Source organism: Desulfitobacterium nosdiversum (assembly GCF_049860565.1).
Classification (GTDB): Bacteria; Bacillota; Desulfitobacteriia; order Desulfitobacteriales; family Desulfitobacteriaceae; genus Desulfitobacterium_A; species Desulfitobacterium_A nosdiversum.
On sequence record NZ_CP172056.1, the window covers coordinates 1,004,566 to 1,028,710 of the forward strand.

General features: G+C 38.6%; 23 protein-coding genes. 16 read left to right on the forward strand and 7 right to left on the reverse strand.

Annotated elements, in window-relative coordinates:
• Nucleotides 1-2 precede the first annotated feature (2 nt).
• The 3 genes from ACHOLT_RS04910 to ACHOLT_RS04920 all read right to left on the reverse strand — a co-directional run bounded on the left by ACHOLT_RS04910 (nt 3) and on the right by ACHOLT_RS04920 (nt 2,800).
• Nucleotides 3-1,244 carry an ABC transporter substrate-binding protein gene (locus tag ACHOLT_RS04910; RefSeq protein ID WP_425806168.1) on the reverse strand — a complete coding sequence of 414 codons (1,242 nt, stop codon included), beginning with the start codon at nt 1,242-1,244 and terminating at the stop codon, nt 3-5.
• A 54-nt stretch (nt 1,245-1,298) separates the two neighbouring features.
• Nucleotides 1,299-2,180 (reverse strand): nucleoside hydrolase, encoded by an 882-nt coding sequence (locus tag ACHOLT_RS04915; protein ID WP_425806169.1) that lies wholly within the window; start codon nt 2,178-2,180, stop codon nt 1,299-1,301.
• Nucleotides 2,181-2,425: 245 nt separating this feature from the next.
• A complete protein-coding gene (locus tag ACHOLT_RS04920) occupies nt 2,426-2,800 on the reverse strand; it encodes a PadR family transcriptional regulator (protein ID WP_425806171.1) in 375 nt (124 codons plus the stop codon).
• Between the two features lie 279 nt (nt 2,801-3,079).
• Between ACHOLT_RS04920 and ACHOLT_RS04925 the strand changes: the two genes are divergently transcribed.
• The gene (locus tag ACHOLT_RS04925; RefSeq protein ID WP_425806172.1) at nt 3,080-3,433 is read left to right on the forward strand and encodes a hypothetical protein; all 354 of its coding nucleotides are present in this window, start codon (nt 3,080-3,082) and stop codon (nt 3,431-3,433) included.
• Between the two features lie 92 nt (nt 3,434-3,525).
• Here the strand turns inward: ACHOLT_RS04925 and ACHOLT_RS04930 are convergent, their stop codons facing one another.
• Nucleotides 3,526-5,355 carry a YcaO-like family protein gene (locus ACHOLT_RS04930; protein ID WP_425806174.1) on the reverse strand — a complete coding sequence of 610 codons (1,830 nt, stop codon included), beginning with the start codon at nt 5,353-5,355 and terminating at the stop codon, nt 3,526-3,528.
• Between the two features lie 165 nt (nt 5,356-5,520).
• Between ACHOLT_RS04930 and safA the strand changes: the two genes are divergently transcribed.
• Together safA and ACHOLT_RS04940 are read left to right on the forward strand one after the other, a co-directional pair.
• The gene (gene safA, locus ACHOLT_RS04935; protein ID WP_425806176.1) at nt 5,521-6,060 is read left to right on the forward strand and encodes a SafA/ExsA family spore coat assembly protein; all 540 of its coding nucleotides are present in this window, start codon (nt 5,521-5,523) and stop codon (nt 6,058-6,060) included.
• A gap of 301 nt (nt 6,061-6,361) precedes the next feature.
• Nucleotides 6,362-6,760 carry a hypothetical protein gene (locus tag ACHOLT_RS04940; protein ID WP_425806179.1) on the forward strand — a complete coding sequence of 133 codons (399 nt, stop codon included), beginning with the start codon at nt 6,362-6,364 and terminating at the stop codon, nt 6,758-6,760.
• 226 nt (nt 6,761-6,986) lie between these two features.
• Here ACHOLT_RS04940 and ACHOLT_RS04945 read toward each other — a convergent pair whose 3' ends face one another.
• A complete protein-coding gene (locus tag ACHOLT_RS04945) occupies nt 6,987-7,121 on the reverse strand; it encodes a hypothetical protein (RefSeq protein ID WP_425806180.1) in 135 nt (44 codons plus the stop codon).
• Between the two features lie 489 nt (nt 7,122-7,610).
• On the opposite strand from ACHOLT_RS04945, the gene ACHOLT_RS04950 reads away from it, so the two are divergent.
• From ACHOLT_RS04950 to ACHOLT_RS04970, 5 genes are all read left to right on the forward strand, one after another.
• Nucleotides 7,611-8,243: a flavodoxin family protein gene (locus ACHOLT_RS04950; RefSeq protein ID WP_425806181.1), complete on the forward strand. Its 633-nt coding sequence runs from the start codon at nt 7,611-7,613 to the stop codon at nt 8,241-8,243.
• Nucleotides 8,244-8,502: 259 nt separating this feature from the next.
• A complete protein-coding gene (locus ACHOLT_RS04955) occupies nt 8,503-10,272 on the forward strand; it encodes an alkaline phosphatase (RefSeq protein WP_425806182.1) in 1,770 nt (589 codons plus the stop codon).
• Nucleotides 10,273-10,442: 170 nt separating this feature from the next.
• Complete coding sequence (locus tag ACHOLT_RS04960; RefSeq protein ID WP_425806184.1) at nt 10,443-10,862, forward strand: ArsC/Spx/MgsR family protein; 420 nt, start codon at nt 10,443-10,445, stop codon at nt 10,860-10,862.
• Nucleotides 10,863-10,915: 53 nt separating this feature from the next.
• Entirely contained in the window at nt 10,916-11,290 is a 375-nt protein-coding gene (locus ACHOLT_RS04965; protein ID WP_425806186.1) for a NifB/NifX family molybdenum-iron cluster-binding protein, read from the forward strand.
• A 363-nt stretch (nt 11,291-11,653) separates the two neighbouring features.
• Complete coding sequence (locus ACHOLT_RS04970; protein ID WP_425806188.1) at nt 11,654-12,667, forward strand: sulfurtransferase; 1,014 nt, start codon at nt 11,654-11,656, stop codon at nt 12,665-12,667.
• Nucleotides 12,668-12,752: 85 nt separating this feature from the next.
• On the opposite strand, the gene ACHOLT_RS04975 is transcribed toward ACHOLT_RS04970, so the two are convergent.
• Nucleotides 12,753-13,184 carry a hypothetical protein gene (locus ACHOLT_RS04975; RefSeq protein ID WP_425806190.1) on the reverse strand — a complete coding sequence of 144 codons (432 nt, stop codon included), beginning with the start codon at nt 13,182-13,184 and terminating at the stop codon, nt 12,753-12,755.
• Between the two features lie 47 nt (nt 13,185-13,231).
• A complete protein-coding gene (locus ACHOLT_RS04980; protein WP_425806191.1) occupies nt 13,232-13,909 on the reverse strand; it encodes a GntR family transcriptional regulator in 678 nt (225 codons plus the stop codon).
• Nucleotides 13,910-14,152: 243 nt separating this feature from the next.
• Here ACHOLT_RS04980 and ACHOLT_RS04985 point away from each other — a divergent pair, with 243 nt between their 5' ends.
• From ACHOLT_RS04985 to ACHOLT_RS05020, 8 genes are all read left to right on the forward strand, one after another.
• Nucleotides 14,153-15,016, forward strand: coding sequence for a fumarylacetoacetate hydrolase family protein (locus tag ACHOLT_RS04985; RefSeq protein ID WP_425806193.1), 864 nt, complete (start codon nt 14,153-14,155; stop codon nt 15,014-15,016).
• A 163-nt stretch (nt 15,017-15,179) separates the two neighbouring features.
• Nucleotides 15,180-15,563: a phosphate-starvation-inducible PsiE family protein gene (locus tag ACHOLT_RS04990; protein ID WP_425807892.1), complete on the forward strand. Its 384-nt coding sequence runs from the start codon at nt 15,180-15,182 to the stop codon at nt 15,561-15,563.
• Between the two features lie 177 nt (nt 15,564-15,740).
• Nucleotides 15,741-17,366, forward strand: coding sequence for a spore germination protein (locus tag ACHOLT_RS04995; protein ID WP_425806194.1), 1,626 nt, complete (start codon nt 15,741-15,743; stop codon nt 17,364-17,366).
• Nucleotides 17,363-18,514, forward strand: a complete 1,152-nt coding sequence (locus tag ACHOLT_RS05000; RefSeq protein ID WP_425806195.1) for a Ger(x)C family spore germination protein — start codon at nt 17,363-17,365, stop codon at nt 18,512-18,514. Before ACHOLT_RS04995 ends, ACHOLT_RS05000 begins: the two co-directional genes overlap by 4 nt.
• 15 nt (nt 18,515-18,529) lie before the next feature.
• A complete protein-coding gene (locus tag ACHOLT_RS05005; RefSeq protein ID WP_425806197.1) occupies nt 18,530-19,636 on the forward strand; it encodes a GerAB/ArcD/ProY family transporter in 1,107 nt (368 codons plus the stop codon).
• Between the two features lie 224 nt (nt 19,637-19,860).
• On the forward strand, nt 19,861-22,284 hold the full coding sequence (locus ACHOLT_RS05010; protein ID WP_425806199.1) for a PAS domain S-box protein: 2,424 nt from the start codon (nt 19,861-19,863) through the stop codon (nt 22,282-22,284).
• Between the two features lie 362 nt (nt 22,285-22,646).
• On the forward strand, nt 22,647-22,943 hold the full coding sequence (locus tag ACHOLT_RS05015) for a UxaA family hydrolase (protein WP_425806200.1): 297 nt from the start codon (nt 22,647-22,649) through the stop codon (nt 22,941-22,943).
• On the forward strand, nt 22,933-24,087 hold the full coding sequence (locus ACHOLT_RS05020) for a UxaA family hydrolase (protein WP_425806202.1): 1,155 nt from the start codon (nt 22,933-22,935) through the stop codon (nt 24,085-24,087). Before ACHOLT_RS05015 ends, ACHOLT_RS05020 begins: the two co-directional genes overlap by 11 nt.
• The last annotated feature ends 58 nt before the right edge of the window (nt 24,088-24,145 follow it).

The following is a 24,145-nucleotide window of genomic DNA, read 5'->3' on the forward strand; positions in this document are numbered from 1 at the left end:
GCCTAGTTTTTCCCGGGAATTTCCGACTGCCAAATTTCTTCAATAGCCGGAATTAAATCAGCAGGCATTTCCGGCAGCCTTTTCGCCAGAAGTTGATCCTGAGGGATTACGCCTTTGCCTAAGGGAATCTTATTAAACTGATCTTTTTCTTGTGGGTTTAACTTGCTATTCTCCAAAACCGGAAGATCTCCCCAGTTTTTAGGATCATATTTGGAAGCCTGGATTTCCGGACTTAGAATGGCATTAATCGCCACAAGTGCTCCATCAATGTTGGATGCGTTAGCAGGTATCGCTAGAAAATGAGTATTTCCAATCATCCCTTTATCAAAAATAAAGGATCTCGCCGTATCTTTAAATCGCCCGGTCGCAATCATGCCTGCAACAGCATTGGGGTTATAGGACATGTCCATGACCAGCTCGCCGTCAGAGAACATGTTATCGACTTGAGCGATGGAAGCGGGGTAGGTTTTTCCTTCTTTCCAGAGATAAGGGCTTAATTCTTTAAGATAATCCATAGCCGGTTGGATTGTTCCTTTGAGCTTTGCCTTATCGTTTCCTATGCTGGCGATTTTATCATAGCCCACGACATCATAAATAATATTTCGGACAAAGGCACTTCCGGTAAAGTCCGGAGGGGCTGGATAAGTAACTTTTCCAGGATACTTTTTAGCATATGCGAGCAGTTCTTCCGCATTTTTGGGAGTTTCCGAGGTTGCGGCAGAATCATTAATGAGAACAAATTCTGCTTTCCCATAAGGAGATTCAGAGCCTTTGGTTTCGTAACCGAAATCATATTGAACCTCTTTGGAAGCTGGGTCTAAATATTTATTAAAGTTGGGTAATTCCTGGGTAAAAGGACCATATAACAAATTATTTTTTGTCGCGGTATAAAAATTCTCTCCGTTGATCCATACCAGATCGATAGAACCGTCCTTTTTACCCGCTTGTTTTTCACCGAGCATTTTGTTTAGGATCTGATCGATATCCATCGGCACTCTTTTTAAGGTAATACTGTAATGATCTTTTAAGTACGGAGCAAGCTGAGTATCGATCCATTTGTTGGTTCTTTCGTCGCCGCCCCAGCCATAAAAATTAACCGTGGTTCCTTTGGCCTTGGCAAGAGCCTGTTCAAAACGGGTTGCTTGAGAGCTTGTGTTGGTCGTCTGTTCGTTTGATGTCTTCGAACAACCCGCAGCGCTAAAAACAAGAAGCACTAACAATAAGACGGCTAAGATTTTCTTCACTTTTTTACACCCCTCTAAACCTTTTTATATATGATAACCAATGAAAAATGTAATCTAGATAAACTTCACACTTAACCAGGTATTATAGATATCATTGATTAATTCACGAGGATATTTTATTTTCGGCAAGTTGATTCCTTTTATATTTGCAGCGGGAGAGTCGGTCACAGCTAATCGACCGTGCCTCAGATCCTCGGGACGAAGATCTATTGAATAAAGATTATCTTGAAACAAGAGGGGATTAGCTAAATAAGCCGCAGCAACAACATCCCAATTGTAAAACCCATCCATTTCGAAAAATGACATCATGTGATTAAACCAATATGAGGATTCTTCAGCAATATAACGGGCAATGGGTTCTTTGCGGGATAAAAGTCTGCTAAAAAAATCGTTCTTCAAGAAAAATGCATCAAGACAGTTATTCCCGGTAATGATGGAAACATTTTTCCCATATCTTAAGATATTTTCGGCAGCTGTCGGATCACAGGAAAAATTAAGTTCGTCAAGATTTCGGCCATTAATGATCAGCGGTTGAGTAACGCCTCCCATTAATATGATGCGCTTCACTTTTTTAAAAAAATAGTTGTCTTCTCTATATGCTGCGTAGAGATTGGTAAGGGATCCTGTGGCGAGAATAGAAATATCACCTTGATTTGAGTTAACCGTTTCGAGCAAAAAGTCTGTCGCAGCACTTTTTAGATGATCTTTGTCTTGACAGCCTTTGAGCAAAGGAATTTGAGACTTTCCGATCTCATTAAGCATTCTGGAAGTGTTATGAAACACCGTATCAACGTCGCCGTTGCCATATGTTGTTGTAATTCCCCAGATGTCTATGTGTTCTTTGCCTAACAGATACAATAAGGCGAGTCCATCATCGACATCACAACCATTGATTCCCATGGTATTATCACAATCAAAAATAATGTTTTCGGTCATATCAATCTCCTGATTCAACAGTTGGTAATTTCTTATTGTCAGATGTGATGATAGTGTTTATTCAGTTCCCCCGGCAGGAATGGTTTAATTGTATTATACCCCATAGGGGTATGTCAATAATAATAATACGTCCTGGCTATTGGTACATAATGGTATCGCTCATCCACTAGAAAATTATTTATGTTTTTGATGACTCTATTTCTCTCCATCAATAATTCCATAAATATTAAAGCCGTTTGCGTTTATTATTTTTTGGTTTTCTCGTATACCTTGTGTGCTTCTTCAAGCATCTTTCCAATAGATTGACGATAATCTTCCAAAGTATCAATCCAGTGAGAAAGGCAATCTTTTCCCTCGTTCGTAATATGGTAAATTCGTTTTGCCGGTCCTGAATCATCCAAAGACCAGGAGGATTTAACCAACCCCCTGTTCTCCATTGCTTTAAGAAAACGATAGACCCCGGTTCCATCCGGCTTTTGTCCTTTACACATGGACGATTCAGCCATGTGCTGAAGAATTTTATAGCCGTAAAGGTCTTCCTGAGCAAGAATAATTAGAATCATCGGCTGAATAAATTTATCAAGGTTACCTCCGTAACAAGGGCATTTGTTAAATTCCATAAGACATACTCCTATAGTAGATTTAGTCTAATATCAATCATAAAATATTAGCTGTGTTTGTCAAGATAGTTATTGAAAACTGTAGAACGCTTATTTTACGCTGAAAGCACAACGGCTAGCTCGGAATGAAAACTCTAAATAACGCTAACAACAACATATCAGGGGTAACGAGACAATTTTTATATCCATATATTGGTAATATATTGTGGACCAATAATGTATGGTATTTTCTTAGAAATCAACTGCTATATAGTATTACTTTATTAGGGAGGCATCAAAATGCATTTATTTTATAATATCGCGTACCCTGGATATCCCGTTCTTCCAAATTACTACGCACCCCGTACTTTCGTTGCTGCTGCAAATACTGCGGCAATGACTCCTATGTCTGCGCCAAGTGCGCCCGCAATTCCAGTGAGTCCCCGACAGACATTTGCTCCTACAACATTTATGAGCGCATCGTGGCTCCCGCCCGCTTATGTTTTCGAACAAAAGAGAATTCCTCCGCCAACAATGCCCCAAACCATGATGAAATTTATTACCGGGTTTCCATCAGCAACCGGGCGAATGATGATGCAATTTTTAACGCCCCCGCCTCCGCCCCGTAGTATATTCGTCGGTGTAAAAGGTTAAATCATAAAACGCAGAGCCAAAACCGTTCTACCCCTTTATGACGAGTTAAAAGGCGAGAATTGTATGGTCCTCGCCTTTTGATCGACACAAACTTATTCTATCTGATTTAACAGAGAAGTTAAGTCGGAATGATGGATAGTACTTTTTGAGTACCTTTCCTTAATCTTAATTAACACTTCTTCTGTTCCCTTGTATAAACAATTACCCCTTAGCTGACAAGCCTCACATTTGAAACACGTTATAAGGCCGTTCCTAAATAAAGTTTCTGAGTTTCCAAACTCCTCGATAATTGCCATAACTATTTGCAGGGGATAGAATTTGCCAAGCATATTTTCGATAACATCATAGGGTGTACCATCCGCTCTTGCATCTAAAAAATCTCTCAAACATTTATAATACGTTATCATTCCATAATTCAGAGAATTAGGCTGAATTTTATCTAACAATCTCCAACATAGCTTAGCTGCATTGGTGTATTGGCCAACTTTACAATATATAGCCAATACAAATAATTCAATATTCATATAGTACCAGGGTAAGGAATCTTGCAACGAAAGATTCAAGAGGCTCAGTACATTTGTATCAAGACCAAAATTTTTATTTTCAAGGTAGTCAGCAATTTTGATAAGCTCGTCGTTTGACAAATCGCTCATATTGCGCAGCAGCCTTTTGATATTGACAAAAGCAGTGTAGTTTAAAAGCTCATCGAAGTCATTGATTTCTTCAATTTCACTAAAGCCGGGTACTATAACATGGAACGCGGGAAAGCCCAAAAAAGATACATTTCGGACATAAACATCATAACCGACGTTTTTCAGTAAATGGACCAAGTATTTAAGCATTTTTTTATTATCCATTTTGCTGACATCAGTAAAGGGGCTGAACGCATAACTAAAATTCGAAGCAAATATCTCATTGGGGTATCGGCCGCTGCCATTGGCAAAAATATGGATAAGGTTTTTGTGCTCATCAATCACATTGTTTTTATAAGAGAATTCCCAAATACCCCGCATGTTCCTAATGTCCTGGCCCTGCAGGAGCTCGGTCAATGTACGTTCGGCGGCAATCTCAAAGTCAGGATGTGCACCAAACTTAATGAAATAGGTTTGATCGTCTTTGTTAATGAAGATCACACCGATAACAGGGAAATCCTTGCCCAGCGAGCAATCTTTGATTATAACTTCGAAATTCCCGCTTAACTCGATTTGAGTGATCATGTCGCAAATCCTGGGAAATCGTTGGATATATTCTCTTGGAATTGAGGGCGGGGTTATTTTTCCCTTTACAATATATTTGTTAACATATCTTTCCATGACCTCCGAAATCCCTTGGACTAAAGCTTCCTCTGAAGTGTTTCCGGCACACATCCCGTTTGACATATACATCTTCGATAACATTTTCATCGGGATATAGGATAATTTACCGTTGTTTAAGTTGCAGAAAGGAACAGCAATGAAGTCACAAGGCATCGTCTCATAGGAAATGGATTGCCACTTTTCTAATAGTTCTCTTTTTAAATCATCGGAGTTATACTTCGAAAGTTTTCCAACGATCCATTCATCTTCACTGTTTAGAAGGTCATCCATACTCATTCGTTTTTCATCAGGGGCATAGAAAAAACCAAGATATTCAATGGCCTCCTGACTTACATCGTTATTTAGGCGAAAATGCGCTTGGTTTTGAAGCCTTTCCATGAGTTCTCCATATGCGCTTGCCAGTGCGAATTCGTAGGTTGTACCTTTCCCGTTCGTTGACAGTGTAGTATTCGCTACGGTGACATTAACCGAATAAAAGTTTTCCGCGGGATGCAGCCAGCCCGTTTCAACGGTCAAGATTCCTAAGTCAGATAGAATATTTCTTATTCTATTGATGGTTTGGATGGGTAAATCGTCTTTGTATTTTTGCGATCTTATCGAATCCATTATGATCACACCTTCTCACTAAGAATCATCGCCGATAGAATCATTCAATTCTATTCATGTATAACTCGTTGTGTTCCATTGAATACCGAACACTCTTTTTCTTTAAAACCGTATAATAAATAATAGCGATGAAGAATTGAATCCTAGTGAGAGGGATAGAATTTTATGACTACATATATCGTTAAGCAGGGCGATTCATTGTGGGAAATAGCCTTAAAATTTCAAGTTGGGATTTCGGAAATTATCCAGGTTAATCCTCAAGTTAAAAACCCTTCTTTGATTTATCCGGGTCAACAACTCATTATTCCAAATCTATTTGTTCCGAATTGTATTGAGCAAAAGGTTATTGAGCTTACGAACCAATTCCGTCAAATAAATGGCCTGCCTGTTTTTACGGTTAATGGACAACTATCCCGTGTAGCCAGATTAAAGTCAGAAGACATGAGGGATAAGGATTATGCCGAGCATCATTCCCCAACCTATGGTTCCCCCTTTGAGATGATACTTGCCTATGGAATTTCATATAAGGCAGCAGCGGAAAATGTAGCCGGCGGTCAAGCTACCCCAGAGGAGGCAGTATGTGCTTGGATCAATGAACCATCCCACAGCACTAATTTACTCAATGCTCAGTATCGTGAGATCGGTGTTGGATATGCCCAAGGCGGAACCTTTGGGCATTATTGGACACAAATGTTTATCGACTAGATTTAATGGAAGCGTTCTTTAGCCTATAACTGATAGCTTATTGCAGATAGCTCGTAGCTTATATTTTTAATCTATGAGCTATTTTTATTGAATACTCGATAGTTCAATAAGAGGTGTAAATATATCAAGATGTCCATGGTAACGAGACAAATTCAGTCTCCATAATCTGGTATTGTAAGATAATATCTCCTCGTTTTCATCTCATGATTATTTTCTATATTTCTTAGAAATTATTTTTTGAGCTTCATTATTCACCGACAGTTTTTATTAAGAAAACATTCTTGATAGGAGGAAATTAAAGATGCATCTTTTTTTACACGGACTTATGGGTTATCCTATAATTCCTGTTTATCCCACCTTCGTTGCAGCTGCAAATACCGCTGCGATGACTCCAATGTCTGCGCCAAGTACGCCTCCAACTACAGCACAACAATTGCAAAGCATTTTTTCAGAATCTGTCCAAGCTGCTCCTCGTACTACTGAACCTTTAACACGTTATGGTACACCTCAAGAAGCGGCTCGTGCACTGCAATCGACTCTCAGACAACAATGGGGGACGGCGATCGGTGGAGCCGGGGGTGGAGGATCAATTACGCAAAAAGAAGAACTGCAACAATCGCTGATGCGGAGAGAAAGAGATATACTTCAACAATTAGGACAAATGGGATATCCGACAAGAGTACGCCTTCAACAATGGTAAAGAAACAACTTAAGTCTGATTTAATCGTCTCCGAAATAAGAAAATAGAATGATAAGGCTAGGCAAAAGCCTAGCCTGTATTAACTAAAACCGCCGACGCCGGAAGAAGAAAAATGGAAAGAAAAATGGGAAAAAGAACGGATTAAAGAACGGATTAAAAAATGGGAAGAATCCAAAACCTCTAAAACGTACAGGCATAAGCTTTTATTCCTTTCTTTTTTCTTAATTTAGAAGATGACTCCTAATGCGATGAGGATCAAGATAGCAATTGCGATAATCCCGACACCAACGCCTACGCCAACACCTCCAACAGGAGCAACCGATGGACAACATGCACCACCGAAACCGCCCATTCCGAACATGATCTTACCCCCTTTCAAAATCCATAAATTCAATTAGATTAGAAGACGATTCCCATTGCGATAAGCAGAAGAATGATAACTACCACAATTGCAATACCTGGTAAGAAGCGAGGCGTAAAAGCACCGTCAACAGCACCAAATGCCATCAGAATTCCTCCTTTGCTTTAAGATAGTACATACTATGCTTTGTCTCATGCCGTTGTTACAATATGGAATGAAAGATAAGGTTTACCAATTGATTTCAATCAATATAAGGAAAAGAGCCAAAAGAGAGTATTGCAATTACTTTAAAAAAACACTTGACTTGGAGTTAACTCCAAGAATTAAAATATTCAAGGAAGCAAATATGAAGAATTGAGTAAAAAGTATCGGTGCTGTTGCCGGCCCGAGGAAAGGCGGAAACTCTGACCTGTTGTGCGATCAGTTAATGCTTGGAGTAAAAGAAGCAGGCCTATGAAATGGGAAAAACGGTATAAACAGGAGGTAAGTATGAAAGTATTATTAGTGAATGGAAGCCCCCATGAAAAAGGATGTACATTTACGGCCTTGGAAGAAGTGGCTGAAACACTCAAAGCAGAAGGAATTGAAAGCGAAATTTTTCAGCTAGGAACCAAGCCGTTATCCGGATGTATTGCCTGTAAAAACTGCCAGAAAACGGGGCATTGTGTATTTTCTGACCGAGTCAATGATTTTCTCGATATTGCGGGAGACGCTGACGGGTTTATATTCGGTTCGCCCGTACATTATGCAGCTGCAGGGGGAGCCATTACTTCATTTTTAGACCGTGTTTTTTATGCGGATTTATGCTCAGGAAGACAAAGTTTTTATCTAAAACCGGCGGCAGCTGTTGTATCCGCACGAAGAGCCGGAACGACCGCAACCTTTGATCAACTGAACAAATACTTTACCATATCAGAAATGCCAGTTATCTCATCGAGATATTGGAACATGGTACACGGGCACACACCTGAGGACGTTAAAAAAGATTTAGAAGGTTTGCAAACGATGCGTATATTGGGAAGGAATATGGCATGGTTTTTAAAGTGCAAAGAGGCTGGCATCAAAGCCGGCGTTCCATTCCCGGAGCGAGAAGAAAATATATTTACCAATTTTATTCGGTAAAGACAATAAGAAGAAAAGGATTTTTGCGTTTATACAAAAATCCTTTTCTTTTTTATTTTAAACTTAAGAGGTTTATTTACAGCATAGCTGATTAACAAAATTTAACTATTTTTAATTTACACCTAATAAAACTTTAACATATTACCCTTACAATAAAGTTAAAAATATCCAAGTGCTGAAGGAATCCTCTTTGGAGTTAGGTGAAGGGGATTAGTTCAAGACACGCATTTTATCAAATTTTAAAAAAGGAGACATAATAATGAACAAAAGAACAATCAAAAATTCACTGTCCTTAAGTTTGATTGTTGCCTTGGCTTTCGGAGTGGCTGTGCCACAGCAAGCAAGCGCAGCTTCAAGTGCCCCAACCGCCAAAAATGTTATTATGATGATCCCGGATGGAATGAGTGTTGGAGCTACTACCCTTGCCCGTTATATGTTAAATGAAAAAGGAGATGTACCCCTCAACCTGGATGAATATGTAACAGCTATGGTAAAAACAAGATGGACCAATGGTCCGATCACCGACTCTGCACCTGCAGCCACTGCCTATGCAACGGGAAACAAAACTATATCCGGTGCATTGGGTGTAGATGCTTCGCTTAGTCCTCATGCGTCAGTTTTGGAGGCGGCACAGTTGGAGGGCAAGGCCACAGGTCTCATTGCTACCAGCGAGTTTATGCATGCTACACCAGCAGGCTACAGTTCCCACGAAGTAAAACGCAGTAATTATGCTCCAATTGCTGAACAAATGCTTAACCAGAAACTGGATGTGTTGCTGGGAACAGGGGCGACAAAAGTAGATACGAAAGTATTGGATATCATCGGTATTGCCAAAGACAAGGGCTATACTATCCTGAATGACCGTAATGAGCTTTTAGCGACTAATGCTGATCACGTTTGGGGAAATTTCACAGGAACAATCAGCGGAAAAAATAATCTTTCTTATGATCTTGACCGAGACCCGGCTGTCGAGCCTTCTTTGGCAGAGATGACAACCAAAGCCATCGACTTGCTCAATAGGGATAAGGATGGATTTTTCCTTATGGTAGAAGGCAGCAAAATCGACTGGGCAGCGCATGCCAATGATACTGTTGGAATTGCGACAGATACTCTGGCTTTTGACAAAGCCTTTAAAGCAGCCGTGGATTTTGCCAAGGCTGATGGCAATACGATTGTTATTGCTGCGACTGACCACGGAAATAGCGGAATCACCATCGGGAGTAATGCGTCGACAACTTATGACAAAGATGGCTTCGGTATACTCGCTCCTCTAAAAGGAGCTACAAAAACAGCAGAAGGAGCTATGGCACTGGTCGATAAAACCAAAAGTGAAGCAAGCCTTGATAGTGCGCTAAAAGCTTATGGTATCGATCCTGCGGACGCTGCCATTGCTAAGGAAATTACCGCTTTTAAAGCTGACCCCACAACGGCTAACTTGGTAAAGACCATGAGTACAAAATGTGCTATAGGTTATACGACCGGTGGACATACTGGTGAGGATGTTCCTCTTTATGTTTTTGCACCTGCAGGTGTTAAGCTGCCAAAAGGCGTTATTGATAACACTTCTGTGGCAACTTTTGTTGCTGATAGTATGGGAGTAAACTTAAGTGAAGCTACAAGCAAGCTGTTTGTTGATGTGACAAGTATGGGGACAATGGATACCCAAACAAATGAATTTACTTTTAATGGAGAAGACGGGAAATTGGTTAAGATAAAGGCTAATCAGAGTGTCGCTTCTGTTGACGGTGTCCCCATGGACTTAGATGGACAGGTTGCCGTTTATACTGATAAACATTTTTATGTTCCTAAGCAACTGGTGGATAATAATGAAGAACAAAAAGTTGAACAACAGAAAGCTGAACAAACACAACCTGAGGAAAAGAAAGTCGTAAATTATACAGTTCAACCGGGTGATACACTTTCTGAAATCGCTCAGAAATTCGGAACGACTTATCAAACAATTCAGGAGCTTAATAATATTGCGGACCCTGATTTAATTTATCCCGGACAGATTTTTGTTATTCCGTAATATTTTGTAGTGGACGTTAGATTAGGGCTGAATAAGTTTGGAAATTCTTCCGAAATCAAGTATAATAAACATTGATTATTAGGCAATGGAGCCGTACAGGTTATAAAACTTGTACGGCTTTTGTTTTTATGAGGATATTGTTTAGTTAGATAGTTTTAAGGAGGATAAATTTGGCGCATATTATTTTTTACACTAAGCCCGGTTGTATCGGTGGCGCAAAACAAAAAGACTTCTTGTTAAAAGCAGGACACACCGTAGATGAGAGATCCATTTTTGAAACAAAATGGACACCTGATTTACTGATGTCATTTTTTAAAGATCTGGAATTGGAGAAGTGGTTTAATAAAAACGCGCCTGATGTTAAAGCAGGTACAGTAATTCTGGGAGCATTACCCCAAAAAGAGACTTTGGATCTTTTATGCCGCAATCCGATTCTCATAACAAGACCCCTTATGGTAATTGAGGGGAGATACATAGCAGGTTTTGATCCTGAAGCGTTAAGTAATATTATTAAATTACAAGAGCTTCCAAATGATGATTTGACAGAATGTCAAATGAATTCAGCAATTAATCCGTGTAATGCAGTATAAAACAAGATATGCAAGGAGAATCGTAAAATAATAATTTAGAGGGAGCTAAAGATATGGGATTGTCAAAACAAAAGGAATCAAGGAATATAAGCATTGAGTCAACTTTGATTGTCGCGATAACTTCAAAAGAGGGAAAACTGATTGACCAGCATTTCGGACATGCGGAGTTTTTTACAATTTATCAGGCAAAAAAAGGAAGTATAAAATTATTAGAGCAAAGAGCTGTATCTAAGTATTGTTTCGGATCTTATGAATGTGGCGAGCAAGAGAATAGAATGGATGTAATCCTTAAGGCATTAGATGATTGTGATGTAATATTAACGCTGCGGATAGGATATCATCCGCAGAAGATTTTAGAAGCGAAGGGGAAGAAAGTGATTCAAACCTATGGGATAATTGAAGAAGAAATTAATAAGCTGTTTTTTTAAAAGCGAATCAAAAGGGACTGTTGCAAAACAAGTCCTTTTTTCGTGCGCACAATAATTATGGACTATGGCAAAAGACCTGAAAGCGTAGTTTCTCGCATAGAAGTGAACCAGTCCCGGAGCGCCTGAGTGAGCGGATATGCGAGAAACTACACGACCATAGGTTTTGCAACAGTCCCTTTTATAATAAGGGATGAAGGCAGATACATAAATAAATACAAATGTATATTATAATTAAATACTAATAATATATTTACATAGGTATTATATTAATGTTAGCATTTAACTCGGCGATAATATTCTTTTACGTTAACCATATAGGGGTTTAATAAGAATATTATTAAGTAAGGAGATAAGGAGATCTATATGAAAAAGAAATGGCTTAGTATTCTTCTTTGTGGTGCAATGGTCGCTGTAGTTGCAACTGGTTGTGCTTCTAAAACAAGTTCACAAAAACCTGGGGATAAACCCTCTGCAGAAATATCGGATGTTAAGGCAGTGGATCAGAAAAAGGTATTTGTCCCCGCAAACTGGGTAAAAAGCGTTATTGACGGTAAACAGAAAGAATCAGAGAATTATATTATTATTGAAGCTTCTTGGGGCAAAGCAGAAGAAGATAAAGCATATACAAAAGCCCATATTCCCGGTGCAGTTCATTTAAATACGGATGAGATTGAAGAAGATAAGTACTGGAATATCAGAACGGGCGAAGAAATTGCGAAAGTAATGAAAACATATGGAGTAACGAAGGACACAAACGTTATTATTTATGGCGGTGACTCAGGGGCTACACGAGTTGCGTTCGTATTTCTCTGGGCGGGTGTTGAAAATGTAAAAGTTCTTGATGGTGGCTTGGATGCTTGGACAAAAGCAGGGTATGCTACAAAAGATGGTATAGAAACTGCTAAAGCAACGACTAAAGACTTTGGCCTAAAAGTACCTGCACATCCAGAATATGTACTATCTATTGATGAAGTAAAGGATAAATTAGCAAATAATAAGAACTTTAGATTAGTGAGTGTTAGAAGTATAGATGAATTTGAAGGTAAAAAAAGCGGATATAGTTATATCAAAAGAGCTGGCGAACCCAAAGGGGCCGTCTGGGGCCATGATGAAACTGACTACCGCAATGAAGATGGAACATTTATCAATTTTGATAAGGCAGCAGCCATGTGGGCGGAACAGGGAATAACAAAAAATAACGATATTGCATTTTACTGTGGTACAGGTTGGAGAGCAACCATTCCTTGGCTTATGGCCTATCAAAACGGCTGGACAAATGTAAAACTGTATGATGGCGGATGGTTCGTGTGGCAGATGGATGAAAAAAATCCAGTACAAGCGATTACTCCACAAGAAGCAGCAGCAAAATATAAATAAATTGATTAATTGAGAAATGTCTGATGGCGAAAGGCTATCAGACATTTTTTGGTGCGCCACGCATGGCGATTAGCAGATAAGAGTCTTAAAGCCAGACTCGCTTTTTTAAATAGATAAAAATTTTAAGGTCTTGGATCAGTGTGATGATAACGAGTATAAGACTAACGAAATAAAATGAGCGGAAGTTATCTGTTGAAAATGCAAAAGTTAATAGGGCAAAAGCTGTTGTAAGAATTGTAAGCATTATAACCATGGGTAAGATCATTTTACTTGCAAATGAACAATCTTTCTTAATTTTTGTAAGTTTTGCTGCAATAATAAGATCAATTAGAATTAAGATCGCAACTGCAACATACTGCAATTGATGAAGGGGAAATAACTCTTCCCATTGATGATTCATAAATACTACGTATCTCATCATTCCCATCTTTTTTATAGAAAATATATGGATTCCATATGCTGCGATAAATAAAAGGAGCTGAAGCATTGTGGCTATCCAATAAAAAATTTTCTGCATGAGAAATCTCCTTTACGATATTGCAAACGCAATGACAAAGAATTGAATTATTTATTTAGAAATTGATTATTCTCAGTCAATATATCTATTGTAAGTTGAATATGCGCGCTGTAGAGATCAACTGCAAGTTTGCTGTCGCGTGCGAGTACAGCCTCCATCAATGTTTTATGCTCCGAAAGTATCGGACGTTTATTATCACGGGAAATAGACCAGTTTCTATAAAGTTCGCTCATATTCCATAAACGGGTGCAGATATCGAGCAATATGGGGTTGTCACAGGCTTCAATCAGTGCGTGGTGGAATTTGCCATGTATTTCAGACCAAGTATCATTGACGCGAAATTTATCATTCGCAGAGTATTCAGGAGTTTGTTCTAATTGATGGTGCAGTGCAATTATATTTGACTCCCATAATACATCGCCTTTAGAAATAGCCAGTTGTAACGCCGCTCCCTCGTTAATTCTACGAGCTTCTATTATGTTTTTTAAGTGAGATGCAGAAAGGGTCATTACGGTAAAGCCATAGTTTGGACTTTGCTTAGCAAGGCCCTGAGCTGCTAGACGTGTCAATGCCTCACGTATCACTGCAATAGATACGTTAAAACGTATTCGTAAATCTCCAGGCATCAAAGGTGCTCCGGGAGAAAGGTAACCCGATAATATTTCAGCACGGAGCTGGTTATAGACATTTTCTGTTAAGGTTAATGACCCATTTCGCCTTGCCATAATTCTTATCCATCCTTTAAAAAAACAGCCATGATAAATCTAATATCAAGACAATAAGTAAGTGGTTTTTCTCGATTATTTGTTAACATATATTTGCTGAACATTTAATAGTATACACAATAAAAACCCTAAAATCGATTGTTTATGAAGAATCGATTTTCATTGACATAATCGATTGCTCAGATATACTAAAGATACAAAAGCTGCCAAGGGCAGAAGTTTAAGGATAAGGTGGTAAGTAAGATGAAGTTGCTTAATTTTAAAGCAGGAGAACAAATTCGCTTGGGGATTAAAGCTGATCAGGGGATTATAGATGTAGAATCAGCAACTGCTGCTGATTCTTATGATGGACCAACAACTTTGGAACAAGTTATTGAAAGTGGAGATAAGGGCTTAGCCAAACTCGCTGAATTGCTCAATAAAGAGGTAAAAACTATTCCGGAAGAAAAGATTGTTTATGCACCCTGCGTGATTAAACCTGAAAAAATTCTTTGTGTCGGGCTGAATTATATAAGTCACGGGGAAGAATGCAACATGAATATTCCGGAATCTCCGATTTTATTTGGTAAGTTCAATAATGCCTTAGCTGCCCATAATCAAGTCATCCAACTTCCTAAATTGGCAGAGAAATTTGATTATGAAGCAGAATTAGTTATTGTTATGGGAAAAGAAGCTGTAAACGTTTCTAAAGAAGATGCTCTTTCCTATGTGTTTGGTTACACAGTTGGAAATGACCTAAGCGCACGTGATCTTCAATTTCGTTCGGGACAATGGTTATTGGGTAAAACCTGTGATCACTTCGCACCGCTTGGTCCGTATTTAGTGACATCAGATGAAGTTGATCCTAATAACCTGGCTATCCAATGTGAAGTCAATGGCGATATACGCCAATCTTCGAATACCCAGCATATGATTTTTAATTGCGCAACCATTGTCAGTTATATATCTCAATATATGACCTTAAAGCCAGGGGATATAATTTTCTCGGGAACACCCAGCGGAGTGATTTTAGGTTATCCTGAAGCCGAACAACGCTGGTTGAAGTCAGGAGATAAAGTCGTAGTTTCTATTGAAAAGATAGGTACTTTAACTAATATCCTAAAGTAGTAACAGTTTGCAAATAGAAAATTTTATAATCTAATTATTGAAAGGAATGCTATAATAGAATTATACTCAATAAAGAATCATATAACAAAAGTAAAGAGAGGAGAATGCGGTTATTAAAAATGTTATCGACAGAATAGCTAATTTACTTATTTGGACTGAAGTCATACTTCACCTTATCGTTTTTGTTATGTTAGTTATAGCTGCTTTACTTATTATTTTTGATTCAATCAGGACCATTGATAATGGCAATATTTCAATTCTTACATTAGTAAGTAATGCACTTCTTCTTTTGGTAATCAAAGAGGTCATTTGGACTGTCCTTCGTTTTTTTAGGAAAGAAAAATTTAGTTTGAGCCCTTTTATTTATGTTGGGGTGATTTCGGGTATTCGGGAAATATTATTTTTGAGTATTCAAAAGACGGTTGAAAAAGGGAATGAATTAAATATAACCCTTGAGATGTTGATAAATGCATTTGTTGTTTTTCTATTAGTAGGAGCTTATTATATTTTTAAAAAAGCAAGGATCTCAGCCGGGGAAGATTCATAATAAAACCATTTTAAGAGGTTGCAAGACAAGAAGATGATTTTCTGTGTTTTAACAGGAGTCATCTTCTATTTTATTTCCTAAAGATTTTTTGATTTAAAGTGATCGAAAAGGATTTCTGAATAATTCAATTTGCCTTAAACACATACTAAACTGTGATTATCCTAAAGGAGCTTTATTATGCCATTTTCTAAATACAGCCATAAAAAAGAAAGAAAGAAAATTGAAGAACAGAATCAAATTGACCAAAATCAACTGCCTGTGCAGGGAAAACTTTCTTCGGATTTGACTTCAAATATTGAAACAATACAAAGCATTATGGGTTTTGCCTATGACATACTCGTCCGAGAATTTACAATTACTGCGGATACAGAAATGAAAGCAGCTGTCATTTTCATTATAGGGATGATCGAAAGGGAACTTATTAATGAGCAAGTGATTGGGGCATTGATGTTAAATGACAGAATCAATAGTTTAAAAAATAACTTGGATTGTTTTGAAACCCTTAAAAAATACGGAATACCTAACACTATTGTTAAGGAAGAAGTTAATGTTAACACGATCTTATATGAACTGATGAATGGTAATACAATCTTGCTTTTGGATCAAGTTGACAAAGTACTTATTTTAGGAAGTATAGGATGGAAGGACAGACCCATTTCTCCACCTGAATCCGAAAATGTAATTAGAGGACCAAAGGATGGTTTTACTGAGAATATCTACAACAATACGGCGCTCATAAGGCGGCGTATTAAAAGCCCTGATTTGAGGATGGAACCTTTTCAATTAGGTACAACGACTAAAACTCAGGTTTTAATCGTCTATCTTGAAGGAAAGCCCAAGGAAGGATTAATACAAGAAGTTAGAGACCGAATAGAACGAATTGAAATCGATGGTGTACTTGAGAGCGGTTATATTGAAGAGTTAATAGAGGATACTCCCATGTCTCCATTTCCTCAGATCGAGCATACGGAACGCCCGGACAAGGTTTCTGCATCAATTTTGGAAGGACGTGTGGCCATTCTTGTCGATACAACTCCTTATGTCTTACTCGTTCCCACAATTTTTGTTCAGTTTATTCAGTCCTCAGATGACTATTACGAACGTTATCCTATAGGTTCTTTAACGAGATTGGTTAGACTTATCGCTTATTTAATTTCGGTTCTTCTTCCTGCAGCATATATTGCTTTAACAAGCTATCATCAGGAAATGATTCCGACTACGCTCGCTTTGGCCATTGCTGCTTCACGTGAGGGTGTACCGTTTCCCAGCATAGGAGAAGCGCTTATGATGGAAGCTACATTTGAAATTCTAAGGGAGGCAGGTTTGCGCTTACCCAAACAGGCGGGTCAAGCTGTAAGTATCGTAGGGGGTCTGGTTATTGGTCAGGCTGCAGTTCAAGCGGGTATTGTTTCACAAGCTATGGTCATTGTCGTAGCTTTAACGGGGATTAGTTCCTTTGCTATTCCGGCTTTTAATGCGGCGGGCTCAGGGCGTATGCTCCGATTCCCTTTAATGCTGCTGGCATCTATACTCGGTTTGCCGGGTATTATGGCAGGGTTAAGTATAATCCTTATTCACTTAAATAGTCTTCGTTCTTTTGGCGTAAATTACATGGAGCCCTTTATATCTGCAAATCAAAAATATAAAGACGTTGTGGTGAGGCATCCCTGGTGGGGAATGAATCGGCTTCCCGGTTATATTGCTCGCAAGGAATTTATCAAGACGGGTCCCAGCATGAAACCGGGTCCACCAAACTCCGGCACAAAATCGGCAAGTTTGTGGAGGAGGAGAGATGAGAATTGAGAAAAATAGTAGCTTTTATTCTCGTTATTTCGCTTTCGTTTTTTCTCACCGGTTGTTGGGATGCCAGGGAAATTAATGAACTTGGCTTTGTTTTAAGCATTGGTCTTGATAAGACAGATGACGGATTTAAGGTCACAGCACAAATTGCCAATCCGGAGACTTACAGTAAAACACCATCAGGCACTACTCAGCCTAAACCTTTTTGGATCGTTACTGGAACAGGAAAGACAATTTTTGAAGCGATACGAAATATGTCTTCGATATCTTCTCGACGTATTTTCTGGTCTCATATTAAAGTCATAATCATCGGTGAGCAGCTGGCAAGAGGAGATAATCTTGAAATATTTGATTTCTTTAGCAGAAATCCTGAGCTTAGGTTAAGAACATTAGTTGCAGTTACTCCAGGTGAGGCGGGAGATCTTCTGAAAATAATCCCCGAAATGGAAAAAGATCCTGCAACATATCTGGAAGAAATCATTGATAGTGAGAGCACAACAGGCAAGTCTTACAAAATGTTGCTTAAAGATTTTCTGGAAGACTACATTGATCCCAATATAGGTCCTGTAACCTCTAAGATTGTTCTTGATCAATCCAAATCAGAACCTATTTTAAAAACAAGCGGTGCCTACGTTTTTAACCGCGATAAATTAACAGATTCGCTGGATGAAGTGCAGACAAGAGGTCTTTTATGGATCAGAAACAAAATGGATGAATCCATCATGGTTGTGAATTGCCCTTATGATGATAAGCCAATTACCCTTGAAATTAAACAAGCAAAGTCATCCATTAAAAGTTCTTTAGATAATGAGGTGCCAAATTTTGCGATTAACGTTAAAGTTACAGCCATCATTAACGAACAAGCATGTCATACTGATTTTAACGATATGCAGAAACTGGCTGAGCTGGAAAAAGCGATGGAGAAAGCTATTAGTCAAGATATACAGTCCTCTGTTACAAAGGCAAAGGAATTGCAAGTGGACTTTATTGGTTTTAGCCGAGTACTGAACAGACAGCATAAGGAAGAATGGCATCAGATATCTTCGAATTGGAATCAACGTATTGAAAATGCTAAAGTCGATGTTGATGTAAACGTAAATATCAATCATGTATCTTTGGCAAAGCCAATGGAGCCTATTCATGTGCAGTAAAGGAGCAGGAAGTCATTGATCAAAGGGAAGGAAGTCATTCATAATAATCAGTTCAGAGATCTTTTGATTTGCATTATGTGGCCTTCAACCATTAATTACGCCAGTGGTATTTTGGCTAGAAAAGTCGGCCATGATATGTGGATCAGCGGTATCATCGGTATTTTAACTGTGCTTCCCTTTCTATTTTTGGTTATTTATGTCGGACAGAAATTTTCAGATAAAACAATAGTGGAATATAGCTCTGAGTTACTGGGGAAATTATTGGGAAAGATCTTAGGGTTAATACTTACATTGTATTTTTTCCTGAATGCTTCCAGTTCAATATCCATGTACATCCAACATCTTACGGGCTTTTTGCTGCCCAAAACACCATTTCTAGTAGTGGCAGCGCTGCACATTTTTGTCATTTCCTTTATTGTATGGAAAGGGCCTGAAGTCATTGCCAGAACAGCCGTTTTTGCTTTCGGATTTAGTATAATCTTTTTTATCCTTGTTTTTATGGCTTCTTTGGCTGAGATAAACATTGACAGGATTACGCCTTTCTTTGATTTTGGTGTAATGCCTGTCCTTAAATCGAGCATAGAAACGGATACCTTTATAGGGCTGACACCATTGCTTGTAGCTATGATTCTGCCCATGGTGTCTAACCCACAAAAGGCTTTTGGTTCAGCCGCTTCAGGTTTGTTTATCGGAGGGTTTTTCTTTATCTTTTATTTTGTTGCAGAATTGATGGTCATGGGACCTCAGGTCGTTGCAATAATGCGTATTCCCAGTATGGATTTTGTCAGGTCTATTCAGATTACTCAATATCTCCACCGTTTTGAATCATTTATGGTTGCACTGTGGTACTGGAGTATAATGATTCAAGCCGGTATTTATTCTTATTGTTCTTATAAAGCCTTCATGCAAACCACCGGCATAAAGAAGAAAAGTCCCTACATTATTGGAATTTTTGGTTTAGCGATAATAGTTCTTACTTATTTTATAGGTAAAAACGATGTATGGTTTTTATATTTAAGGGAACATGTATGGAAGTACTTTGCTGTTCCTATCGATTTCGGGATACCCTTAATTCTTTTTTTGGCGCTTGGCTTTAAAAAATTATCCCAAAAAGCAAATTAGAGTTTTGGCCATAAATTAAAAAGGATTTATATACGTTAATAACTTTAAATAACTTTAAATAACAGACTCAAATAATGTAGTTTTCCCCTTTATATCCTTTAAAGCATATTGTAAATTTATAATATTTTGTGATAAATTGAACTATATTTATAAATAATCTGAGATTTCGACACTAAAGAACAAATATTGAACTGAACTTCAAATAAGATTTGAGGATTGAAAATATGGATAAGGATGTTGCGATTAATCTCATATATAACATCACAATTTTGTTGACTTTAGCGTTAATATATTCTGTATTTCAAACCAAGAACAGGATATATAACCTATTTTACAAAATTGTGCTTGGATTTTTAAATGGGGGAGCCGGGCTATTGATTATGTCTTCGGCTATGCAGCTTGAAAAGGGAGTCATATTCGATGCCAGGTCGATTTTAATCAGTGTTTCAGGTATGTTTTTCGGAGCAGTCCCCACGTTGATTGCTGGGCTTATCATGATCACTTATCGGATCATCATAGGTGGACCTGGTGTTATTATGGGTGTACTTGTAATTCTGACTACAGGATCAATAGGTATCCTTTGGCACAGATATCGTTTTGAGAACATCCTAGAAAGTAAATTTCCATATAATCTTGAATTTTATTTATTGGGGTTAATTGTTCATATTGATATGCTTTTGTGTATGTTTGCTTTACCTAAAGATCTAGTAAGAGATACTCTTGAAAGTATGTTTTTCCCGGTTATCATTCTATATCCTATGGGGTCTTATCTTCTTTGCAGTATTTTTTTAACCCAAATTGATCGATATCATCTATTACATAAGCTGGCAGAAAGTGAAGAAAAATATCGGCAAATTGCTGAAAACACAACCGATGTAATATGGACAACGGATCTAGAACTTAATATTACCTATATAAGCCCATCAATCGAAAGACTTTTTGGGGGAAGCTGTACTTCGTATGTCAACAGAACGCTGGAAGAAAAGTTCCCTCCCCAAGATTTAAATAAACTTAAACTGATTCTTGAGGAAGAATTAGAAAAAGATCGTGATCCCGACTCCGATAAAAATAGATCCAGAATAATCGAAGTTAGACAGTATCGAGCGGATGGTTCGACCTCTTGGATCTCAATGCATATCTCCTTTATGCGTAATGAAAATGGAACCGTCATAGGATTGAATGGGATATCTAGAGATATCAATGAACTGAAGAAAATTGAAACGGAAAAAGCCAGACAGTCTGCTTTGCTGGTGTCTTTAATCGACTCCATTCCGGATTTGATTTTTTATAAAGATATACAGGGTATCTATCTTGGGTGCAATGACTCTTTTGAAAAATATACAGGCAAGTCTAAAAAAGAGATTATTGGCAAAACGGATTATGAACTTTTCCCTTGGGAGGTTGCGGATTCCTTTAAGTATCATGATGGTGAAATGTTAAAATATAATCGATCTAGGCACAATGAAGAAGGGCTAATCTATCCTGACGGTAGAAAAGTTCTCGTGGATACACTAAAAACGCCTTATTGGGATTATGATGGAAATCTTATTGGGATTTTGGGTATTAGTCGTGATATCACAGATCGTAAGCAAAAAGAAGAAGAAATATATCATATAGCTTACCATGATCATCTGACAGGGCTGTATAATCGAAGATTTTATGAAGAGGAATTACGACGGATTAATGTCAGAAGGAACATGCCTTTAACGATAGGCATGGGTGATGTCAACGGATTAAAGGTAATTAACGATTCGTTCGGCCATACGGTTGGGGATGAGCTGCTGAAGAAAGCTGCCGAGATCATTAAAAAGAGCTGCAGAGCAGATGACATCATAGCAAGACTTGGCGGGGATGAATTTGTTCTTTTATTACCCCAAACAAGTAGTGCTGAGGCAGAAAAGATTGTTGAGCGTATTCATGAGCTTTCATCCAAGGAAAAAATTAATGGATTAGATATATCCATTTCTTTTGGTCACGAAACTAAAATCAAAGAAACCGAAGCAATTGACGATATTATTAAAAATGCAGAAGATAAAATGTATAGAAATAAAATTTATGAAACTGCAAGTTGGCGGAGCAAGACCATAGACCTGATCATGAATACTTTGTATGAGAAAAATAACCGCGAAATGTTTCATTCTAAAAGAGTCAGCAGAATTTGTGAAGAAATTGCAATTCATATGAATCTAGGAAAATCTGCTGTAGAAAAGATAAAATTAGCAGGATTAGTGCATGATATAGGGAAAATCGGAATTGACGAAAAGATCTTAAATAATCCTAACAAATTAAATGAAGATGAATGGTATGAAATGAAAAAGCATTCCGAAATCGGCTATCGTATTTTAATGTCTGCAAAAGAATTCTCGGAAATTGCAAAATATGTACTTGAACATCAAGAAAAGTGGGATGGGTCAGGCTATCCGAATGGATTGAAGGGCCAAGAGATTTCTCTTGAAGCCAGAATAATTTCTGTCGCTGATGCTTTTGATGCAATGACCGGTATCAGAACCTATGGGCAAGTATTGACGATCGAAGAAGCTCTGGAAGAGATACGAAGATGTGCAGGAAAACATTTCGACCCGGGTATAGCAAAGCTTTTTGTCGAGAAAGTAGCAGTATCTTTACAGCAGATAAATCGAGTCTCATAAAAAATTGACTAATTTTATTTAAAATTTATGTTGACATGATTAAAATAGCTAAAGCCACTCAATTGAGCAGCTTTAGCTATTTTTTGCCTGGGGTTAAAAATTTTAGTACGACTAAATAGCAAAATTTATTTTTATATATTGACAAAAGTGAAAGAGAGAACTATTATAGCGATAGGTGGTAATACCACATACCACATACCTCATACCAGATTTCGTATAATAAGTGTTATGGGGTTGGCATTTTAAGACGAGTTGCGCATCAATAAATTTGCTCGTCCGATCAATGCCGAATGTATGCGGCGTATTACAGTTAAACCCACTTCGAAAAAGCAGTTATGAATCTGAAAACAAGGAGGAAGACTATGAGCAACCATAAGTTTTTGGTGCACGAAGACGGAGATTATGTCGGTGTAGCGGTATCCGATATAAAATCCGGAGAAGAGGTTATGGGAGTCGAAATCCATTCGGGTAAGGAGTACCATGTCAAAGCGAATCACGATATTCCTTTGGGTCATAAAATTGCTCTGGTTGATGTTAAGGCCGGTCAATCGCTGATCAAATATGGTGAGAACATCGGTAAAGTCACTCAAGATTTTAAGGTTGGAGACTGGGTGCATACTCACAATCTAAAGACTGCGAGGTGGGACTATGGAAACTAAGATTTTAGGTTACCGTAGAGAAAATGGACGCATTGGGATTCGCAACTATGTACTTATTCTTCCGGTCGATGATTTGTCCAATGCAGCGTGTGAAGCGGTAGCGAATAATGTGGCCGGAACCCTGGCCCTTCCGCATCCATATGGCCGTATTCAATTTGGAGCCGACCTTGAATTACACTTCAAACAAATCATTGGAGCAGGACGTAATCCAAACGTAGCTGCGGTAGTGGTCATCGGTATTGAGCCAAACTGGGCAAAACGTGTGGCGGATGGAATTGCCGAAACCGGCAAACCGGTAAGCTATTATGGCATTGAAGGTCATGGCGACTTAAAAACGATTGAAATGGCTTCCCGAAAAGCGAAAGAATATGTTCAATATGCTACTTCCTTAGAAAAAGTAGAGTGCGAATTAAAAGATCTTGTTGTAAGCTTTAAATGCGGCGAATCCGATACGACTTCGGGTCTGGCCGGAAACCCAACAGCCGGTGTAGTCGGCGACCGTCTGGTGAAAATGGGCGGGACGGTTATCTTCGGAGAAACACCGGAAACAACGGGTGCTGAGCACGTTCTAGCGAAACACTTCGCCACTCCGGAACTTGCGGAGAAGTTTTTGAAAGTTCATAAAGAGTACATGGATATGATTGAGTCTAAAGGAGCTGATCTTCTCGGATCGCAGCCGACTCAAGGAAATATCGCAGGCGGCCTGACGACCATTGAAGAGAAAGCGATGGGGAACATCCAAAAAGCGGGTAAGACCCCGATTATCGGTCTCTTGGATCTGGCCGAAGAACCGACGAAACCAGGACGTTATTTCATGAACACATCGGCTGCCGCAGCAGAATGTATTACACTTATGATGGCGGCCGGAGCAACACTCCATATCTTCATCACCGGACAAGGGAATATCGTGGGTAATCCGATTGAACCTGTCATTAAGATGTCGGCCAATCCGAAAACATGTGAAACGATGTCAGAGCACATTGATGCCGATATCAGCGGTGTTCTCTCAAGAGAATTAACGCTGGATCAAGCGGCGGATAAAGTTATGGATTGTATCGTGAAAACGGCACGCGGTCGTTTGACGGATGCAGAAACCTTGAATCACAAAGAGTTCGTATTGAATCGTCTCTATCCCAGCGCTTAGTCTGCTTTTATATGAGCCCGAGATAAACAAAATGTTTCCAATCTCGGGCTCATATAGT

What these genes read in the sequence shown, in the direction of transcription:
- ACHOLT_RS04915 (WP_425806169.1), bottom strand. Translation starts at nt 2,180, where the DNA reads ATGACCGAAAACATTATTTTTGATTGTGATAATACCATGGGAATCAAT.
- ACHOLT_RS04920 (WP_425806171.1), bottom strand. Translation starts at nt 2,800, where the DNA reads ATGGAATTTAACAAATGCCCTTGTTACGGAGGTAACCTTGATAAATTT.
- ACHOLT_RS04925 (WP_425806172.1), top strand. Translation starts at nt 3,080, where the DNA reads ATGCATTTATTTTATAATATCGCGTACCCTGGATATCCCGTTCTTCCA.
- ACHOLT_RS04930 (WP_425806174.1), bottom strand. Translation starts at nt 5,355, where the DNA reads ATGGATTCGATAAGATCGCAAAAATACAAAGACGATTTACCCATCCAA.
- safA (WP_425806176.1), top strand. Translation starts at nt 5,521, where the DNA reads ATGACTACATATATCGTTAAGCAGGGCGATTCATTGTGGGAAATAGCC.
- ACHOLT_RS04940 (WP_425806179.1), top strand. Translation starts at nt 6,362, where the DNA reads ATGCATCTTTTTTTACACGGACTTATGGGTTATCCTATAATTCCTGTT.
- ACHOLT_RS04945 (WP_425806180.1), bottom strand. Translation starts at nt 7,121, where the DNA reads ATGTTCGGAATGGGCGGTTTCGGTGGTGCATGTTGTCCATCGGTTGCT.
- ACHOLT_RS04950 (WP_425806181.1), top strand. Translation starts at nt 7,611, where the DNA reads ATGAAAGTATTATTAGTGAATGGAAGCCCCCATGAAAAAGGATGTACA.
- ACHOLT_RS04955 (WP_425806182.1), top strand. Translation starts at nt 8,503, where the DNA reads ATGAACAAAAGAACAATCAAAAATTCACTGTCCTTAAGTTTGATTGTT.
- ACHOLT_RS04965 (WP_425806186.1), top strand. Translation starts at nt 10,916, where the DNA reads ATGGGATTGTCAAAACAAAAGGAATCAAGGAATATAAGCATTGAGTCA.
- ACHOLT_RS04970 (WP_425806188.1), top strand. Translation starts at nt 11,654, where the DNA reads ATGAAAAAGAAATGGCTTAGTATTCTTCTTTGTGGTGCAATGGTCGCT.
- ACHOLT_RS04975 (WP_425806190.1), bottom strand. Translation starts at nt 13,184, where the DNA reads ATGCAGAAAATTTTTTATTGGATAGCCACAATGCTTCAGCTCCTTTTA.
- ACHOLT_RS04980 (WP_425806191.1), bottom strand. Translation starts at nt 13,909, where the DNA reads ATGGCAAGGCGAAATGGGTCATTAACCTTAACAGAAAATGTCTATAAC.
- ACHOLT_RS04985 (WP_425806193.1), top strand. Translation starts at nt 14,153, where the DNA reads ATGAAGTTGCTTAATTTTAAAGCAGGAGAACAAATTCGCTTGGGGATT.
- ACHOLT_RS04995 (WP_425806194.1), top strand. Translation starts at nt 15,741, where the DNA reads ATGCCATTTTCTAAATACAGCCATAAAAAAGAAAGAAAGAAAATTGAA.
- ACHOLT_RS05010 (WP_425806199.1), top strand. Translation starts at nt 19,861, where the DNA reads ATGGATAAGGATGTTGCGATTAATCTCATATATAACATCACAATTTTG.
- ACHOLT_RS05015 (WP_425806200.1), top strand. Translation starts at nt 22,647, where the DNA reads ATGAGCAACCATAAGTTTTTGGTGCACGAAGACGGAGATTATGTCGGT.
- ACHOLT_RS05020 (WP_425806202.1), top strand. Translation starts at nt 22,933, where the DNA reads ATGGAAACTAAGATTTTAGGTTACCGTAGAGAAAATGGACGCATTGGG.